Annotated in this window: 15 protein-coding genes and 1 pseudogene; 7 read left to right on the forward strand and 9 right to left on the reverse strand. The window is 60.0% G+C overall.

The features are described from left to right. Nucleotides 1-8 precede the first annotated feature (8 nt). The 6 genes from QKW60_RS16690 to cysQ form a co-directional block, all read right to left on the reverse strand. Nucleotides 9-1,706, reverse strand: coding sequence for a DUF5927 domain-containing protein (locus tag QKW60_RS16690; RefSeq protein WP_282370328.1), 1,698 nt, complete (start codon nt 1,704-1,706; stop codon nt 9-11). Between the two features lie 10 nt (nt 1,707-1,716). Then, nucleotides 1,717-2,727: a glycosyltransferase family 2 protein gene (locus tag QKW60_RS16695; protein ID WP_282370329.1), complete on the reverse strand. Its 1,011-nt coding sequence runs from the start codon at nt 2,725-2,727 to the stop codon at nt 1,717-1,719. Nucleotides 2,728-2,978: 251 nt separating this feature from the next. Further along, a complete protein-coding gene (gene galE / locus QKW60_RS16700) occupies nt 2,979-3,965 on the reverse strand; it encodes a UDP-glucose 4-epimerase GalE (protein WP_282370330.1) in 987 nt (328 codons plus the stop codon). Between the two features lie 6 nt (nt 3,966-3,971). Then, a complete protein-coding gene (gene galU / locus QKW60_RS16705; RefSeq protein WP_282370331.1) occupies nt 3,972-4,865 on the reverse strand; it encodes a UTP--glucose-1-phosphate uridylyltransferase GalU in 894 nt (297 codons plus the stop codon). A gap of 232 nt (nt 4,866-5,097) precedes the next feature. Continuing rightward, on the reverse strand, nt 5,098-5,898 hold the full coding sequence (locus QKW60_RS16710; RefSeq protein ID WP_282370332.1) for a 3-deoxy-manno-octulosonate cytidylyltransferase: 801 nt from the start codon (nt 5,896-5,898) through the stop codon (nt 5,098-5,100). Next, the gene (cysQ, locus tag QKW60_RS16715) at nt 5,895-6,692 is read right to left on the reverse strand and encodes a 3'(2'),5'-bisphosphate nucleotidase CysQ (RefSeq protein WP_282370333.1); all 798 of its coding nucleotides are present in this window, start codon (nt 6,690-6,692) and stop codon (nt 5,895-5,897) included. The genes QKW60_RS16710 and cysQ overlap by 4 nt, the downstream gene beginning before the upstream one ends. Nucleotides 6,693-6,820: 128 nt before the next feature. On the opposite strand from cysQ, the gene QKW60_RS16720 reads away from it, so the two are divergent. Next, on the forward strand, nt 6,821-7,642 hold the full coding sequence (locus tag QKW60_RS16720) for an ABC transporter permease (protein WP_282370334.1): 822 nt from the start codon (nt 6,821-6,823) through the stop codon (nt 7,640-7,642). On the opposite strand, the gene QKW60_RS16725 is transcribed toward QKW60_RS16720, so the two are convergent. After that, nucleotides 7,639-8,283 (reverse strand): alpha-ketoglutarate-dependent dioxygenase AlkB family protein, encoded by a 645-nt coding sequence (locus QKW60_RS16725; RefSeq protein ID WP_282370335.1) that lies wholly within the window; start codon nt 8,281-8,283, stop codon nt 7,639-7,641. The two genes, QKW60_RS16720 and QKW60_RS16725, sit on opposite strands and share 4 nt — an antisense overlap. A gap of 169 nt (nt 8,284-8,452) precedes the next feature. Here QKW60_RS16725 and dnaK point away from each other — a divergent pair, with 169 nt between their 5' ends. From dnaK to QKW60_RS16755, 6 genes are all read left to right on the forward strand, one after another. Next, nucleotides 8,453-10,369, forward strand: coding sequence for a molecular chaperone DnaK (dnaK, locus tag QKW60_RS16730; RefSeq protein WP_282370336.1), 1,917 nt, complete (start codon nt 8,453-8,455; stop codon nt 10,367-10,369). 73 nt (nt 10,370-10,442) lie between these two features. Next, a complete protein-coding gene (dnaJ, locus tag QKW60_RS16735) occupies nt 10,443-11,588 on the forward strand; it encodes a molecular chaperone DnaJ (protein WP_282370337.1) in 1,146 nt (381 codons plus the stop codon). 67 nt (nt 11,589-11,655) lie between these two features. After that, nucleotides 11,656-12,444, forward strand: coding sequence for a RadC family protein (radC, locus tag QKW60_RS16740; RefSeq protein ID WP_282370338.1), 789 nt, complete (start codon nt 11,656-11,658; stop codon nt 12,442-12,444). Between the two features lie 194 nt (nt 12,445-12,638). Next, nucleotides 12,639-13,292 carry a protein-L-isoaspartate O-methyltransferase family protein gene (locus QKW60_RS16745; protein ID WP_282370340.1) on the forward strand — a complete coding sequence of 218 codons (654 nt, stop codon included), beginning with the start codon at nt 12,639-12,641 and terminating at the stop codon, nt 13,290-13,292. A gap of 58 nt (nt 13,293-13,350) precedes the next feature. After that, nucleotides 13,351-14,709: a TolC family outer membrane protein gene (locus QKW60_RS16750; RefSeq protein ID WP_282370342.1), complete on the forward strand. Its 1,359-nt coding sequence runs from the start codon at nt 13,351-13,353 to the stop codon at nt 14,707-14,709. 70 nt (nt 14,710-14,779) lie between these two features. Beyond that, entirely contained in the window at nt 14,780-15,793 is a 1,014-nt protein-coding gene (locus QKW60_RS16755; protein ID WP_282370344.1) for a prolipoprotein diacylglyceryl transferase, read from the forward strand. A gap of 146 nt (nt 15,794-15,939) precedes the next feature. On the opposite strand, the pseudogene QKW60_RS16760 reads toward QKW60_RS16755, so the two are convergent. Together QKW60_RS16760 and QKW60_RS16765 are read right to left on the reverse strand one after the other, a co-directional pair. Beyond that, a pseudogene (locus QKW60_RS16760) lies at nt 15,940-16,621 on the reverse strand (IS6 family transposase). Between the two features lie 312 nt (nt 16,622-16,933). Continuing rightward, the gene (locus QKW60_RS16765) at nt 16,934-17,971 is read right to left on the reverse strand and encodes a sodium:calcium antiporter (protein WP_282370346.1); all 1,038 of its coding nucleotides are present in this window, start codon (nt 17,969-17,971) and stop codon (nt 16,934-16,936) included. Nucleotides 17,972-18,215: the final 244 nt, after the last annotated feature.

The following is an 18,215-nucleotide window of genomic DNA, read 5'->3' on the forward strand; positions in this document are numbered from 1 at the left end:
TACCCACCTTATCGCACGATATAGGGGCGACCACGATCCCGGTCTGCTGGTTGCGGTTCGCCGACATTGGCGAAGTCGCCCATCACGGTCGGCTGCATGCCCTGGTTCTTGAGGTTCTGCAGGAACTGGCCGAACCCGGTCAGATCGACCATGCGTGGTGCTTCCGTCAGGCGGCGGGTAGCACGGGGGCGTATCTCGTCAATGATGGCTTGCAGGGGTTCCATGGGATTTTCGATGAACTCCGCCATCGTCCAGACCCTGACACGGGCCTTCACATACATCGTGCCCAGGATATCCAGATGTTCTTTCTCGATCTTCTGAAGCCGCGCCGCCTCGCGCCGGATTTCGGAGAAGTTGCTGTTCTGGCGCATCAACGGAATGGCCCACGTCCCCGAGACGACCGAAATTTGCGCGTTGGGATCGGTCGCCATGAACCAGTTGCAGTCCTGATTGTCCCGGGGGCCGAACTGAAAACACTGGTGTTCGCCGCGGGTGTTCCAGATCAGGTTGGTCAGGAAGGACTTCGGATTGTAGTCGCGGAGCGCCGCGCTGTCGGTCAGCGCGCCGTTGTAGATCTTCTCGCCGCCCGAGAACTCAACCCGCTCCGGGTCGAAGATGTGTCCATGGACGCGACCGCCGATGGCCTTCGACAGCCAAATATCGAAGTTTTCGAACAAATCGGAAAAGCCGTGAAATACCGAATAGCGGGCGCAGGTCTTGCCGTTTTCGTGGTCCTGCACGGGATACCGGCTTTGCATGTAAAGCCCTGCCCGGCCGCGGACGCGCCGCTCGGCCGCCTTGGCGAAAAGCCGGTCGATCTTGCCGGGATTGGGTTCGGCCCGGGCCGCCTGTTCGGAGGACGGCGACAGGAACGCGCGATAGAGCCGGTCGGCCTTCGGCCAGATCTTCCGCGCCATGAAGCAGTCCGACCGGCGCAGAAGCTGCAGGTGATCGTCGTAGAACGTATGCGGCTTACCCTGATAGTCGAATTTCGACAGCGTCAGCGACCTGCTTTCTATCTGTGTCGAATAAATCCGCGCCAGCGTCTGGAAATAGCTTTCGTCCGGGATCCACACGCGGCGGAAATACCGGTCATATGCCCTGCGCTTCGGGTCTTCGAGAATGGCCGACAATGTCTGACGGGTCAGACACCACCATTGCGATCCGAGATGAGGGTCGAGACCTTCGGGAATGCGACGCTTGAACCGGAACCGGCGCTGTAGCCTGACATAGAAATCGAAGGCCATCCTCTGCTTTCGCCAGGAAAACGGAAAGCGCAGGGTGAACCGTTCCACATCGAGCCCGCCAATGGTCCAGCCAACATCAGCGGTGGTTACGCTTTCGATGAAATCCGTCGTCGGCCGCGCATCGAGATAGGCGATCAGTTCGGGCAGCGGGCGCAGCGGCAGACAGGCGCCGGAGGCTAGAAAAACATGCCGAACCGCCTTGTTCCGGGCCAGCATCTGTTCGGATGCCGCCTGTGTTGCGGCGACGAGCGACCAGGTTCCCCAGTCACAGGCGAACCGTTCCGAGAAACTGATCGTATCGATATCCGAGAGTGCCGCGACCAACTTGTCATAAGACCGGTGGCGCACCCGCTTGTCGACATGGATCACGACCGGGCAGCCGGCCTCGGCCATAAACCGCGCGACCTGCGCGGCACGATCCAGCGCTGTGTGGCACATCATGATGAAGCCAACCGTCACGCGCCGATCCTCATGCCCAGTTGCCCTTCGACATCAGTCCGAGGATCTCAAGCTGCCGCCAGTTCACGTATTTCTCGGACCATTTGCACCAGAGATTGGTCTCACCCTTCAGTGACTCGGCATAGGCGAGGTATTCACGGCTGCCGGCGAAATGTTCCCGCCGCTCAAGCTCCTCCTCCACCTTTGCTTCGAAGGTCGAAAGGAACTTGGCGTGGAGAAGGCAGCCAGAGGCTTTCTCGCCCCCCCATTCGTCATAGATCTGGTTCAGGCCGCGCGGCAAGAGCATGTGGGTGGAACTGGCAAAACAATAGGACCAGTGCCACTTCACCAGCGGGATCTTGTTCAGCGATGGTGCGTCCTCAGGCGCATCGGCGAACATGGTCCGTGCTCTCGGGCCGCCCTGTATCCAGAGGTTCTGGAAGCTCGGATTCTTGGAAATCGTGTAGTTCCCCGCATCGAAATAGGCAGCGATCTCGAATGGGTTCTGGCCTTCGCGGTATCGTTCCGCACCGACCGGTCCCTTGGGATACATGTCCAGCACCATGGCCGGGAAACTGCGAACATTGTAGGTGTCGAGCCAGTCGGTCAGCGCCTGAACCGGTCTGGTATCGCAGAACGGATAGACCAAGAACTCATCAACATCGAGCGCGAGGATCCAGTGCCCGCGCGCATAGCGGAACAATAGCCAGTTTAGCCAGTCCGCGCCGAACCGCGCGGCCTTATAACTGGCATTGGTCGACCAGAGCGACACATCCTCCTGCTCGGCGAGATATTCGCGCGAACCGTCGTTTGAGCCGTTGTCGATCATGAAAAAATGCCGGACCCCGAGGTCACGGTAATAGCGCAGGAAATACGGCAGGCGAACACATTCGTTGCGCAGGACCGCGACGGCGATCACGTCGCGGGCACCGATGGACGACGTCCGATCCTTCAGCGCCAACAACTCACGGCGCTTGCGGAAGGCCCGAAAACGCAATTGCCTGCGTTTCAGCCGCAACCGGTATCGTTCCCAGATGCCCAATCCGATCCTCTCGACGCCGCGCCCCCGCAGGCGGGTTAACTGATAAATGCAAGCTGCTTAAGACTGAGTTTCGCGCAACCGCGCCACGCACGGCTGTCCCAGTTTCTGCTGTGCTGCCTTTTCCCCATGTCCTGTCGGAAAAGAATACAGATCAGCTTGGCGCCGGTAAACTGCGGATTCATCGTTTCCGCGATAAGATTGGCGAGTGACTCCAAAAGGTTGTCGGAAACCTGATCAAGAGCCAGGTTGTCTTATTCCTTGTAGTCGCCGGACTGGTGCCAGCGCCACGCATCGGTAATCATCGTGGTCAGGTCCGAACGGGACGGCATCCAGCCAAGCTCCCGCACTGCCCGCTCGCTTCCGCAAACGAGGCTGACAGCGTCGCCCGCGCGGCGCTCACCATAGATTACGGGCACTTCGCGGTTCGTGACGGCGCGCGACTGAGCGATAACTTCGCGTACCGTGAACCCCACGCCAGTGCCGAGACAAAAGGCGCGCGAACCGTGTCCGGCCTCCAGCCATTTCAATCCAGCCACATGCGCATCGACGAGATCGGCAACATGGACATAGTCGCGCACGCAAGTGCCGTCCCGGGTCGGGTAGTCGGTTCCGAAAACGGTCAGCGCCGGGCGCCGTCCGTCGATCGCGTCCAGCATCAGCGGAATGAGGTGGGTTTCCGGTCTGTGGAACTCGCCCAGTTCGCCATCGGGGTCGGCGCCGGCAACATTGAAATACCGGAAAATCACCGAGTTCAGGCCGTGCGACGCACCGAAATCATCGAGCATCTGCTCGATGGCGAGTTTGGATTTTCCGTAGGCATTCAGCGGATTCTGTGTCGTCTCTTCGTCCAGGATCACGCCGTCCTGATCGCCATACGTGGCACAGGTCGAGGAAAAGACGAAGTTCCGGCACCCGGCGGCCAGAGACGCCTCAATAAGGTTGAGCGCGCCGAGAACATTGACGCGCCAGTAGGTGCCGGGATCGCGCATCGCATCGCCGACAAGGCTGATCGCGGCGAAATGCAGGACGGCCTCGGGCTTCCAGCGGGCAAAGACCTCGTCAAGCCGCGCCCGGTCAGCAAGATCGCCTTCCTCCAGCGGGCCGAATTTCACGGCGTCGCGCCATCCGGTCGCAAGATTGTCGAATGTGACAGGCGTATACCCTGCAAGTTTCAGTGCCTTGCAGGCATGAGACCCGATATAACCGGCGCCTCCAGTGACCAGAATATAACGGGTCATGCGTCCTTACTCGGCAGCCTTCCGAACCGCCGTCATCGAGATGAGGAACTGCTGGAATTCGTCGCGCAATTCGTCGCGCGCAAGGCCGAATGCCACCGTGGCCTGAAGGAAACCGGCCTTGGACCCGCAGTCGAAGCGCTGGCCGCGGAAGCGGAAGCCGTAAACATTGTTCGATTTCCGGATTTCTTCGGCGATCGCATCAGTCAGTTGGACTTCGCCCCCGGCACCGGTTTTCAGTTTGTTCAGGTTCTGCATGATCTTGGGTGTCAGGATATAGCGACCGATCACAGCGAGGTTCGACGGCGCTTCCTTGGCCTTGGGTTTTTCGACCATGCCCTTGACCGAAACCATGGACCCCATGTCATCGCGCACATCGAGCACGCCATAGGAGGACGCCTTTTCCGGCGCGACCTCCATCGCCGCAACCATGTTGCCGCCAACCTCGGCATGTGCCTCGACCATTTGCTGAAGGCAGGGCTTTTCAGCCGCAATCACATCATCCGGCAGGATCACCGCAAAGGGTTCGTTGCCAACAAGACGGCGCGCGCACCAGACTGCGTGACCAAGGCCCAGCGCCTTGTGCTGGCGGATATAGGCGATCGCACCCGATTCCATGTTGGTCGTGCGCAGGACTTCCAGAAGGTCATCCTTGCCGGATTTCCGCAGATGCGCCTCAAGCTCGTTCGCGTGATCGAAGTAATCCTCAAGCGCGCCCTTGCCGCGCGAGGTTACAAAGATGAATTCCTTGATCCCGGCAGCGCGGGCTTCGTCAATCGCATATTGGATCAACGGACGGTCGACGAGCGTCATGATTTCTTTCGGAATCGACTTTGTTGCCGGTAGAAATCGAGTTCCAAGACCGGCAACGGGGAAAATCGCCTTCGTGACCCTACGCTTCATCACACACCATCCAATTTTTCACAGCGCTCAGCCTGTCGGCTGTCCCCTAAAGCGCTGCTGATTCATGCCCTGCTTTTGGTAATAGAGCAAGGATACGACATTTGTACGACCCGCGGTGACTAAATTTGGCTAACAGCGGGCTGATTTGGCAACGGTAGGCCTTCGTATGCCTAGATTGTAGTCAGGTTTTCCCTAGCCACTCACGAATCTCCATGCAACCCGCACGGGTAATTCAGTTCATGTTCATGTGTTTCAGCATCGCTTCGATTCGTGGCACGTCTTCGGGATTATTGAGTTCCCAGAAATGACGGCCACGCGCCTCCACCTCGACGCAGAGAACCGGACGGCCCTGCTCCAGAAAGCGAAGTTGTTCCAGACCTTCGAGGGTTTCAAGCGGGCCGGTCGGCCAGCCGGGATAGGCGGCGAGCGCCGCGGGCCGGTAGGCATAGACACCGACATGGTGAAAGACCGGCGTCGGTTCATCGTCCCGATATTGCCTGCCGGTAAAGGGGATCACTTCTTTCGAGAAATAGAGCGCCCGGTTGCCCTCGCCGAAAACCGCAGTGGTGCCCCCAACACGACCGTGGCGGCGATCCTCGATGAAACCGCTCAGCGCCTGTCCGTCGCAACGCAGCACCGGGGTCGCTATATCGGCTTCGAGATCTGCGCGCAGTCCGTCGATCAGCGACTCGACGAACCAATGCGGCGTCAACGGGGCATCTCCTTGAAGATTAACGACAATATCGTATCCACTTCCCAGAAGGTCATGTGCCTCGGCGCAGCGTTCGGTCCCGTTACGGCAGGTCTCTGATGTCATCACGACCTCGGCGCCGAAACCCTCCGCGGCGGATCGGATGCGGTCGTCGTCCGTTGCGACCACGACGCGATCGACGCCGGAAACCTGCATCGCGGCTTCCCAGCTGCGCTGGATCAGGGTGCGGGCCTGCCCATCGGCGCCTGTCAAAGCAACAAGTGGTTTTCCCGGATAGCGGGTGGACGCATAGCGCGCCGGTATGGCGATAAGGACGCTCATTCCTTCACCAGAAGAACGCCCGGAGCATAGGCTATGAAAAAGGGATTCTCGAAACTCGGTTTGCCATAGGTGAACGGCAAATGATCTTCGAACCGCACCATCTCTCCGCCCGCGCCACGTAGGACGGCGTCACCCGCGGCCGTATCCCATTCCATCGTGCGCCCCAGACGCGGGTAGAGGTCCGCTTCACCGGTTGCGACAAGGCAGAATTTGAGGCTCGACCCGGCGCTGGTCATGTCACGCACGGCATAGCGGCCGATATAGTCGTCGGTCGCCTGATCGCGATGGGATTTGGAAGCGACGACCATCAATGCCCGATTGTCGGGCACCGAAACGCTGAGCGGAACCTGCTCGCCCGGCACTTCCTTGTCGAAATCTCCCTTTTCTTCGACCGAACGGCCGTCGGGGAGCGTGTAGAACAGCCTGCCCTTTGCCGGCGCATAGACAACGCCGCGCAGGGGCACACCATCTTCGACATAGGCGATGTTCACCGTGAAATCGCCACGCCGCTGGATGAATTCCTTGGTTCCGTCGAGCGGATCGACGATGAGGAAGGTCGAAACCGCCTGCCCATGGCTCGCCGCCTGTTCTTCGGTGACGATCGCGATGGAGGGGAATGCTTCGGCCAGCCCTTCGGAAATCAGCGCGTCGGCGGCCTCATCCGCCTCTGTCACAGGGCTTGCATCGGACTTGGAGCGCACCTCGAAATCCTCGGCACTGTAGACCGCCATGATCCGGTCGCCTGCTTCGAGCGCTAGACGGCGCATCACGCGGGTGAGGTGTTCATGATCCAATGGTTTCTCCTGATACGCTCAGTTGATCGCGAATGCGGTTAACCTTATGATCGCGCGCTAAAGGAACAGCAAGATTCCTATGCGAAAAACCTTGAGGCAGGGTATCACAAGCGGAAACGGCGCAAGCGATGTTCAGGGTCGAGACAGAGAAATCGGGGCTGAACGCCGCCCTCACGATTCTTGAGCTGATCTATCACAGCACAGTTCAATCGGTCCGTCGAACCCACCGCAATGCGATGGTCGGCCTGATCATGAATTTATTTCAGACCGTCCTGCTCATCGCCGTCTTCTATGTGATGTTTACTTTTCTGGGCATGCGTGGAAACGCCATCCGGGGTGATTTTGTCGTCTACCTGATGTCGGGAATCCTTGTTTTTATGGCGAACGCAAAGGCGATGGGGGCCGTGCTTTCTGCCGACGGGCCGACATCGGCGATGATGCTGCACGCGCCGATGAATTCCGCCGTGGCAATCTGTTCATCAGCCCTCGCGTCGCTCTACATTCAGGTCTTGTCCATAACGGTCGTGCTCGGCGTCTATCATATGGCGTTCGGACCGATTGAAATTCACGATCCGGTTTCCTGCCTTGGCATATTGCTTCTGGCATGGCTGAACGGTGTATCGGTGGGGATGGTCGTTCTGGCGCTCCGACCGTGGTGGCCGGGTTTTGTCAACATCGCACGTACACTCTACATGCGTGTCAATATGTTCGCATCGGGCAAGATGTTCGTTGCAAACACGCTGAGCTTTTCGATGTTGAAGATGTTCGACTGGAACCCGCTCTTCCATCTCATCGATCAGGCGCGGGGATATGCGTTCATCAACTATTACCCGCAAAAAACGTCTCTGGCCTATCCGCTTTACGTGACCCTCGCGCTTTTTGTTCTTGGCCTGATGGGAGAGTTCTATACCCGTCGTAAGGTTTCTTTCAGCTGGATGGCTGGGCGCTAGTCGACAACCCTCAGCGTCAGATTGATCCGCCCTCCTTTCGGCAGGAGCGTTGAGGTGCCTGGCATGATCCGGTCTATGCCGTGATAGGCGAGCCGTGACTCACCCGTCAGGAGCAACACGTCGCCCGAACGCAGCAAGACACTTTCGGTCGGCCCGCCGCGTGTGGTGCCACCGATGCGGAACCGGGCATCATCGCCAAGGCTGACCGACAGAACCGGCCAGCGAAAGTCCGCCTCGTCCCGATCCTGATGCAAACCCATCCGTGCGCCTTCGGCGTAGAAATTGACCAGACAGCAATCGGGCATACGTTCCGATCCGACGAGACGGCGCCAGATGTCCAGCACATTGGCGGGGATCGGCGGCCAGTCGCTGCCTTCTGGATGCACGTCTGAGTAACGGTATCCTTTGCGGTCCGTGTACCAGCCATACTTCCCAGCCGAAGTCATCCGAACCGACATCGGCTTACCCCATGGCGTCAATGGCGAGAAAAGCGGTGCGGCCGCAACCACCCTGCGGATATCTTCGACAATCCGCACCTGCTCGGCCGTGTCGAGCAGGCCGGCAAATAGGGTTGCGCCGTTGACAACGGCAGTCGGAACGGACGCGCTGGCAGGCTTCGATTGTGCGGATTGGTTTTCCACAAATTTTCCCTGTTTTTCCTTCGGCCAGAGCGCTTGCAGCGCCCCATGCCCCTCCTTATATACCCTGCGAAGCCGGTCAGGGTGCCATACCCGACCGAAATCTTGGGATCGGGGCCAGAGGCCGCAATCGGATCTGGCGCCACTTAATCGCCGAAGGAAAGGTATACATATGGCCAAAGTCATCGGGATCGACCTCGGGACCACCAACTCCTGCGTCGCCATCATGGATGGGTCGCAGCCGCGCGTCATCGAAAACTCGGAAGGTGCGCGCACCACCCCGTCTGTCGTCGGATTCACCGACAGCGAACGCCTCGTCGGCCAGCCGGCCAAGCGCCAGGCGGTCACGAACCCCTCCAACACCGTCTATGCCGTCAAGCGCCTGATCGGCCGCCGCATGGGCGATGCCGAGGTGGAGAAGGACAAGAAACTTGTCCCCTATTCCATCGTCAACGGTGGCAATGGCGACGCCTGGGTTGAGGTGAAGGGCGAGAAATATTCCCCCGCGCAGATCAGCGCCGTGATCCTTCAGAAGATGAAGGAAACCGCCGAGAGCTATCTGGGCGAAAGCGTCACCCAGGCCGTCATCACGGTTCCGGCCTATTTCAACGACGCCCAGCGTCAGGCCACGAAAGACGCGGGCAAGATCGCCGGTCTTGAGGTGCTGCGCATCATCAACGAACCGACGGCGGCAGCACTCGCCTACGGCCTCGACAAGAAAGAGACGAAGACCATCGCGGTCTATGACCTTGGCGGCGGTACGTTCGACATCACGATCCTTGAAATCGACGACGGCCTCTTCGAAGTGAAGTCGACGAACGGCGACACGTTCCTTGGCGGTGAAGACTTCGACATGCGCATCGTGAACTACCTCGCCGAGGAGTTCAAAAAAGAGCATGGCGTCGATCTGACCGGCGACAAGATGGCGCTTCAGCGCCTGAAGGAAGCGGCCGAGAAGGCGAAGATCGAGCTTTCCTCCAGCCAGCAGACCGAGATCAACCAGCCGTTCATCTCGATGGACAAGAACACCGGTACGCCGCTGCACATGGTCATGAAACTGACCCGCGCAAAGCTGGAATCGCTGGTTTCCGACCTGATCAAGAAGTCGATGAAGCCCTGTCAGGACGCGCTGAAGGATGCGGGTCTGTCGAAAGGCGATATCGACGAGGTCGTTCTGGTCGGCGGCATGACTCGTATGCCCAAAGTGATCGAGGAAGTGACGAACTTCTTCGGCAAGGAGCCGCACAAGGGTGTGAACCCCGATGAGGTCGTGGCCTTGGGTGCCGCCATCCAGGCCGGCGTTCTGCAAGGGGACGTGAAGGACGTCGTCCTCCTCGACGTGACGCCGCTCTCGCTCGGCATCGAGACGCTGGGCGGTGTCTTCACCCGCCTGATCGACCGCAACACCACGATCCCGACGAAGAAAAGCCAGATCTTCTCGACGGCCGAGGACAACCAGAACGCCGTGACCTTGCGGGTCTTCCAGGGCGAGCGTGAAATGGCCGCCGACAACAAGCTTCTCGGCCAATTCAACCTTGAGGAAATCCCGCCCGCGCCGCGCGGTCTGCCGCAGATCGAGGTCACCTTCGACATCGACGCGAACGGCATCGTCTCGGTCAAGGCCAAGGACAAGGGCACAGGCCGCGAACAGGCGATCACCATTCAGGCCTCGGGCGGTCTGTCGGATGAAGAGATCGAGAAGATGGTCAAGGATGCCGAGGCGAATGCCGAAGGCGACAAGGCCCGCAAGGATCTGGTGGAAGCCAAGAACCAGGCCGAAAGCCTGATCCACTCGACCAAGAAGGCGCTTGAAGAGCATGGCGACAAGGTCGATGCCTCGACCGTCGAGGCGATCGAACTCGCAATCGGCGCACTTGAGGAAACGCTGAAGTCTGAAGATGCCGGCAAGATCAAGGGCGGCATCCAGAACGTCACCGATGCGGCGATGAAGCTGGGTGAGGCGATCTACAAGGCGCAGCAGGCCGAAGGCGGTGAGGCTGAAGTCGACGAAGACGGCCCGCGCGGCGTCGATGACGACATCGTGGATGCCGACTTCGAAGACCTCGGCGACGACAAGAAGCGCAAGTAACGCGACCGGAACCATAGGACCGGCCTGACCTTTACGGTCGGGCCGGTCCGCGCGTTCCCCGAAAGGGCGAAGAATGGCGAAACGCGATTATTATGAGGTTCTGGGCGTCGCGCGCGGTGCATCCGCCGACGAGATCAAGAAGGCCTATCGCACGAAGGCCAAGGAACTCCATCCCGACCGCAACAAGGACAAACCCGAATCCGAGGCCCAGTTCAAGGAAGTGAACGAGGCCTATGACGTCCTGAAGGACGACACCCGCAAGGCGGCCTATGACCGCTTCGGTCACGCGGCCTTCGAAGGCGGCGGTCCGCGCGGTGGCGGCGGTCAGGGGTATGGCCAGCAGGGCGATTTCGCGTCGGCCTTCTCGGACGTGTTCGAAGACCTTTTCGGCGATTTCATGGGCGGTCGTGGCGGTGGCGGGCGGCAGCGTGCGCAGCGCGGTTCCGACCTGCGCTACAACATGCGGGTGACCCTGGAAGAGGCGTACAAAGGCGTTCAGAAATCGATCACCGTGCCGACTTCGGTTGCCTGCGGGTCGTGCAACGGGACCGGTGCTGAGGGCGGTGCGGAACCGCAGACCTGTCCGACCTGTTCCGGCATGGGCAAGGTCCGCGCGCAGCAGGGCTTCTTCACCGTCGAACGCACCTGCCCGACCTGCGGCGGGCTTGGTCAGACGATCAAGAACCCCTGCAAGTCGTGTCACGGCGCGGGGCGGACCGAAAAGGAACGCCAGCTTTCGGTCAACATCCCGGCAGGGGTGGAGACCGGCACCCGCATTCGCCTCGCCGGCGAGGGCGAGGCAGGGATGCGCGGCGGGCCGTCGGGCGATCTTTACATCTTCATCGAGGTCCGCGAACACGCGCTTTTCCAGCGCGACGGGGTGAATCTCTACTGCCGTGTCCCTGTGTCGATGACGGCGGCCGCCCTTGGCGGTGATGTCGAGGTGCCGACAATTGACGGTGGACGGTCCAAGGTGAAGGTTCCGTCCGGCACCCAGACCGGCAAGCAGATGCGCCTGCGCGGCAAGGGCATGCCCGCGCTGCGCGGCGGCGGTATCGGCGACATGCTGATCGAGGTTGCGGTGGAAACGCCGGTGAACCTGACCGGCCGGCAAAAGGAATTGCTGCGCGAATTCGAACAGCTCAGCAAGGACAACAACCCCGAAGGGTCGTCCTTCTTCTCCAAGGTGAAGAACTTCTGGGACGGAATGAAAGGGTAAGGTGGGCAAAGCCCACCTTACAACGACCGTTAACCTTTCCTTCACCATGCCGCGCGACTCTTGAGTTATGTGCCCGAGTCGCGCCTTTCACGAAGCCCCGCTGCCGCTCTTTCCGGGCGACGAGGCGCCTGAAATTGCGCTGCCGCAGGGGCGACTGCCCTCTTACATCAAGGATCACCGGCAACGTTTGCGCGCCCGTTTCATGGAGGCCGGTGCGCAGGCCCTGCCCGATTACGAGCTACTCGAACTCGTTCTTTTCCGCGCCATTCCGCGGCAGGATGTAAAGCCGCTGGCCCGGCAGCTGCTGGACCAGTTCGGCGACTTCAACCGGGTCCTCTCCGCCCCGCCGCACCGGCTGTCCGAGGTCGACGGCGTCGGCGACACGGTCGTGCAGGAACTCAAGATCGTGGAGGCTGCTGCGCACCGGCTGGCCAGGGCGAAGGTGATGAACCGGGCGGTGCTATCGTCCTGGGATGCGCTTCTTGATTATTGCCGCACCTCGATGGCGCATCGGGAAACCGAGCAGTTCCGCATTCTCTTTCTAGACCGCAAGAACGTGCTGATCGCCGATGAGGAACAGGCCCGCGGCACCGTCGATCATGTCCCGGTTTATCCGCGTGAAGTCGTCAAGCGGGCGCTGGAACTGAACGCCAGCGCGCTGATCCTTGTCCATAACCACCCGTCAGGCGATCCGACCCCGTCCGAGCAGGACATAGCGGTGACCGGACAAATCCAGGATGCGGCCGGAATAATGGGGATCGTGCTGCACGATCACCTGATCATCGGAAAATCGCGGGAGATGAGCTTTCGCGCGGAAGGATTCCTCTGGGATTCAGATCAGAATCGCTCCTCGTGACCCTTCCTTCCATACGCCCGAGTACTCGGCTTATCGGGCTGGAAGTCGCCGTCCGGAACCGTCACGATGGCACTCGGAACCCCACCACAACGCAACGTTGCCGTACTTCACGACGCGGCGTCCTGCCCCGTTGCCCCCCCTCTCGTTCTGTGGCAAGACAGGCCAGTCACATACCAGACCGAAGAGTTCAGTAGATGGCCGATTTCGCTGCACGTCGAACGATGATGGTGGACACTCAGGTGCGCCCCAATGACGTAACCAAATTCCCGATCATCGAGGCGATGCTGGCGGTGCCGCGCGAGACATTCGTGCCCTCCGCCCGGCGCGAGGCGGCCTATGTCGGCAATAATGTCGAACTCGGCGGCGGCCGGGTGATGCTTGAACCGCGCACTCTGGCCAAAATGCTGGACGCGCTCGATATCCAGTCGGATGATCTGGTTCTCGATATCGGCTGCGGGCTTGGCTATTCGGCCGCGGTGATCGCGCATATGGCCGAAGCCGTCGTTGCGGTCGAGGAGGATACCGGCCTTGCACAGCAGGCTGAACAGCGCCTCGCTGATGCGGGGGCGGACAATGCCGCGGTGATATCCGGACCGCTGGCCGCCGGATCGGCCAAGCATGGCCCCTACGACGTCATTACCATTCAGGGTGCGGCAGAGACCGTGCCTGCGGCAATTCTTGACCAGCTGAAGGAAGGCGGCCGCATTGCCTGCCTCTTCATGGACGGGGCGCTCGGGCTGTGCCGGATCGGCCACAAGAACGAAGGCCGTGTTACCTGGCGCTTTGCCTTCAACGCCTCCGCCCCGATTCTGCCGGGCTTCGAAACCGAACGCGCATTCACCTTGTGACCCGACCCGGCCAGACCATGTCGACGGGTTCGGGAAACGAACCGAAAGTTGAAACAAGATGAAACTTCCGTCATCCAGGGCGCTGATCGTTGCTTGCATATGCGCATTCGGACTTTCCGGCCCGGCCCGTTCCGAGACATTGGCCGATGCGCTGGTCTCGGCCTACAAGAACTCTAACCTGATCGAACAGAACCGCGCGGTCCTGCGCGCCGCCGATGAAGACGTCGCCTCGGCAGTTGCCGCTTTGCGTCCGGTTCTTGAATGGGTCGCCAGCACTTCGCTTGTGGATACGCCGCAGTTTCAGGGCATCTCCTCTTCGCTCGCCATTCAGGGCCGCGTCCTGCTGACGGATTTCGGCCGCTCAAACATTAACATCGACATCGCTGAACAGGCAGTTCTCGCCACGCGCCAGGCGCTGGTCAATGTCGAGCAGGACGTGCTTCTCGCGGCTGTTTCATCCTACTTCGGCGTTCGCAGCGCGATGGAGAACGTCGCGATCAATCAGAACTCGGTCCGCGTCCTTGATGAGACGCTGCGGGCCACGCAAGACCAGTTCGACGTGGGCGAGGTGACGCGTACCGATGTCGCGCAGGCCGAGGCAAGGCTGGCAGCGGCACGGGCCTCGCTGGCGGCGGCGGAAGGTCAGCTTGCGGCGGCGCGCGAAGCGTACAAGGCGACGACGGGCAATTATCCGGGCGCGCTTGCCATCGCCCCGACCCCGCCGGCTTTGCCGCGCGCGCTTGATGATGCGCGCTCAATCGCGCAGCGCTCGCATCCGGCGATCCGGCAGGCGCAGCATCAGGCCGCCGGCGCCGATCTGGGTGTCGCCTTCGCCGCTGCCCAGCGTCTGCCCGTGGTCAACGGAACCGCCGGAATAGACCTGAACGAGAAATCGGCGAATACGACCGCAATCGGCATCGAGATGCGGCAAACGATTTTTTCAGGTGGCGCGCTATCGGCTGTTCACCGGAAGGCGATTGCCAACCGCGATGCCGCACGCTCGGCACTTTTGCAAACAAGCGTGATCGTCACGCAGAATGTCGGCAGCAGTTGGGCCGATATTGAAGTCGCCCGTGCGCAGATTACAGCGACCGAGCGCCAGATCGCCGCGGCGACGATTGCCTATGATGGGGTGCGCGAAGAGGCCAAGCTGGGCGCGCGCACGACGCTCGACGTTCTGGATGCCGAACAGGCGCTTCTCGATGCCCGGTCCAACAGGATCACGGCCGAGGCCAATCTGCAGGTAGCGATTTATTCGCTTTTGTCTTCTATGGGTCTTCTGACGGCAGAGTATCTGAACCTGGGCGTGCCGATCTACGACCCCGAAGCCTATTACAATGCGGTCAAATCCGCACCGGCCACCTCGGTGCAGGGCGAAAGCCTGGATCGCGTCCTGAAGGCAATCGGGAAGAACTGATGGCATGACAACGGTTGTCCGAGCGGGCCGACAGGCCTAAAGTTGCGTTCGGGGGCGAGAAGGAAACAACATGTCAGAACCGTTGACGAATTTGGAAATCCAGGATGTGCTTTCTTCAATTCGACGGCTGATCTCCGAGGACAAGCGTGACCCCGGTCGCCCCAACACTTCCCATACGTCTCCCGGCGGTACCGAAGGCTTGGAAAAGCAACCGGACGACAAGCTGATACTTACGTCAGCTCAACGGATTGACAGCGCAGAACGCAAGATACCAGCACCGAGTGGATCTGGCGGCGCCGCCCTCGAAGACACGATCGCCGAACTGGAGGCTGCCGTTGCAGGTATCGGCGGGGATTTTGAGCCCGACGGAAGCGAGGTCGTCCGCGAGTATTCCGATGCCGCGGATGCCGAACTCGAAAAGGCTTTCGAAGATGGATTCGAGGTCGATATCGGCGCGGAAGCCGGCGCTTCAGGACCTACTGCCCGGATGTCCTCACCCCCAGTGGCCGCCGATGACGAAGGGCAAACGGCGCCCCAGGTCCAGGACGAGCCGGAGGCGGTAGACTCCGATGAACCGGCCAATCAGACCGAAGAGGCGCAGACACAAGATTCCGAACGGTCAGCGGCCGGCAGTGACCCGAAGCCTGAGAACCCCGCGATTTTAGCCGAAGCCGCAAACGCGTCGACAGAGGCCGCTGAACTGGACTACGACCTATCCGACTCGAATCCGTTGCCGTCGGACACGACGCGATCTACGGCTGTCGGCACAACAGGCCGACGCATTCGACGTCGACTGAACCTGACTGCTCAGGACATGGTCACGGACGCCGCCCCATGGGACCGGGCCGATGCTACAGCACGTGAGCCGGACGCCGAGGGCACGACACACGCAGGACCGGCCGCCGCGAGCAGCGGCGAATCTGCGTATACCGATGATCTCGAAATGGAGATACTGCGCGAACTTGTGACCGAGATTGTCCGGCAGGAATTCAAAGGTCCGATGGGAGAGCGCATGACGCGCAATATTCGGATGCTTGTCCGCCGTGAGGTCAACCGGGCCTTGGAAAGCCACAAAGTGCGCTAGTCCGCGTCAAGCTATATCCCTTTTCCTTGGGGCATTGCCCCACATTTGAGCAAAAGACAGGCAATGTCCCTGTTGCACAGCGGGAACACAGCTGGCTTTGTGGTTAACGCTTGTGCCGATTGGATGATGCCTCTGTTTTGGGCCGATTAAGCAGCCAACACCGCGAATTGGGTAAATGGGCACAGTCCTGGCGTCAGCTGACCCTTGCGGATCATATTCGTCACCTCGATGCCCTCGAGTTTGGCCGAGGCTGTTGTGAAGGACTTGAAACTAAGCATCGGCAGGATCCGCTTTTTGATCGAGCGGTGAACTTGCTCGACCATATTGTTGAAATATTTGATCCTCACCGTCTCAATCGGGATCCTGCAACCGAAGGACTTCAGCATGCGGTTGATGGCGTTGATCCCTGCAGTGTTGGCCGCGCTTAGGTCGATCACGATTTTCGCGGCAGGCCGTTTACCTCAAAGGCTCTGGCGAAGAATCCAGTGGCCGCAGTCTTGATGCGACGCTTCGAAAGCATGAAATCAAGGGTCTTCCCGAGCTTGTCGACCGCCCGATAAAGGTAGACCCATTCGCCAGTCACGTTGATGTAGGTCGCATCCATGCGCCAGGACCGGTCGGCGGCCACTTTCCTGCGGCGCGCGTTGGCAGCAATCAGCGGAGAATAACCCTTTTTACCCAACGGTTGAGCGTCGCATGATCAACCCTAACGCCGCGCTCGGCCACGATCGCTTCCAGATCACGGCACGAAACTGTGTAGCGCACGTCGAAGAAGACTGCGAACAGGATCACGTCCTTCGGGAACTGAGCGCCTTTGAACGATACCATGTTACGCCCTCCAGACGGTGCCCCAACCCACCGGGATCGTCGATCTTCCAGCACAAATCCATCAAGAACCAAGGCTTGCGACAGAACCCACCGTATCGCTGCTGACTCGGCCAAAGAACACGTCGTCAAGGAACCGCCGCGTTGCGATCGATGCAATCCTTTGCCCAGCGCAGGTATCGGTTGCAGCACTAGGTCGCGGCCGCCTAACCTGAAACAGAACCAACGTGACGAAAGGACCAGCGCGTTCTGGGGAACTCCGACGACGGACAGTGGCCTCGTTTCTCGATCGGTTCTCCCTCGCGATCATCACTCTTAACGGGCCAAGTAATAGGCGACGAGGCTCCCGATAAACGTGATAAGAACGAGTATCGAGTCCAAACCGACCGTCCCTACCTTCGGCTTTCTCCGGATAATCAAACCGGTCAGATAGATAGCCGTTACGACAATGCCGAAGGCCAACGCCAGACTGACTGTGCGCGATGCGTCCTTAAGGATGGGTCCGGATCGAAACAGGATGTCCGCAGGAAAGACCAGAACCAGCATTATCAGGTTGCTGCCAAAGATATTCGAGATCGCCATTGTATAGGCCCCGATCCGGACGGCAGTGATGCTGGTCGTAAGCTCCGGTAACGATGTCGCCGCCGCAAGGAAGGTCACGCCCACAAAGCCAGAGCCGAGGCCGGATTGCTCTGCAATCCGCTCTGCGAAGACCACGAGAAGAAGTCCGAAGACCAAGATTGCCAGGCTCGCCGCAACGGCCCACCAGACGAGGTTGCTGTTACTTTTGTCCTGAAGCCCGTAGGGCGCCGGGAAGGGCAACGGTTCGGGATCCGGCAGGTCCACGGGAACCCAATCGCTAGTGCCGTCGTAACGACGCAGAACCCAGATCGCACCGGAATAGGCGAAGGCGATGAAAACGCTGCCGAGTCCAACTCCGAATACCGCGACCGTCTCACCAAGGTTCGTGATGACCAGCGCAGTCGAGAGCAGAAACACAAGCAACGTCGCCTCAAGTGCATGATTGGCCTTGCGCGGATAGTTGGTAATTGGCCCTCGAGCCCAGAAATCGGACATCGCGAGAATAGCTGTCTGCAAGGCTATGCCGCCAAAGAGGTTGTTCAGGACCAGATCGCGGGCTTGCTGAACGGCGGCCGTCAGTGTCGTTGCGACTTCCGGAAGCGACGTTGCCAGCGACAACACCAAAAGGCCCATCAGCGACTTGGCAAGCGCGAACCGGTCGGCCAGCGTATCGACCAGATACGCAAGCCGCGCGCCCGCCACCCACACGACGCCGGCAGCGAAGAGAAAGAGCAGGATGCTTTCAATCAGAGACGTCGACGGAATATTCATTCCCTTTACTCGCGTAACGCGCGGCAATTCGATTGATTGGCGTCAATCCCATTGATCTTCTGCGTGCTGGCAGATGGGGAGTAGGCGCTCCAAAGTCCCTCCCTTTTGCAATAAAGACGACGATGGGCCGGAAAGCCTAGCTCGTATGCCTCACGACAGTTGAAAGCGCCGACGATCTATTGAAGCAGGGCGCATCCGAGGCGCGCAGAAAAAATGCCCACGTGATCGGGATGCACACAGCGGA

The organism is Albidovulum aestuarii, assembly GCF_029961185.1.
GTDB lineage: Bacteria > Pseudomonadota > Alphaproteobacteria > Rhodobacterales > Rhodobacteraceae > Albidovulum > Albidovulum aestuarii.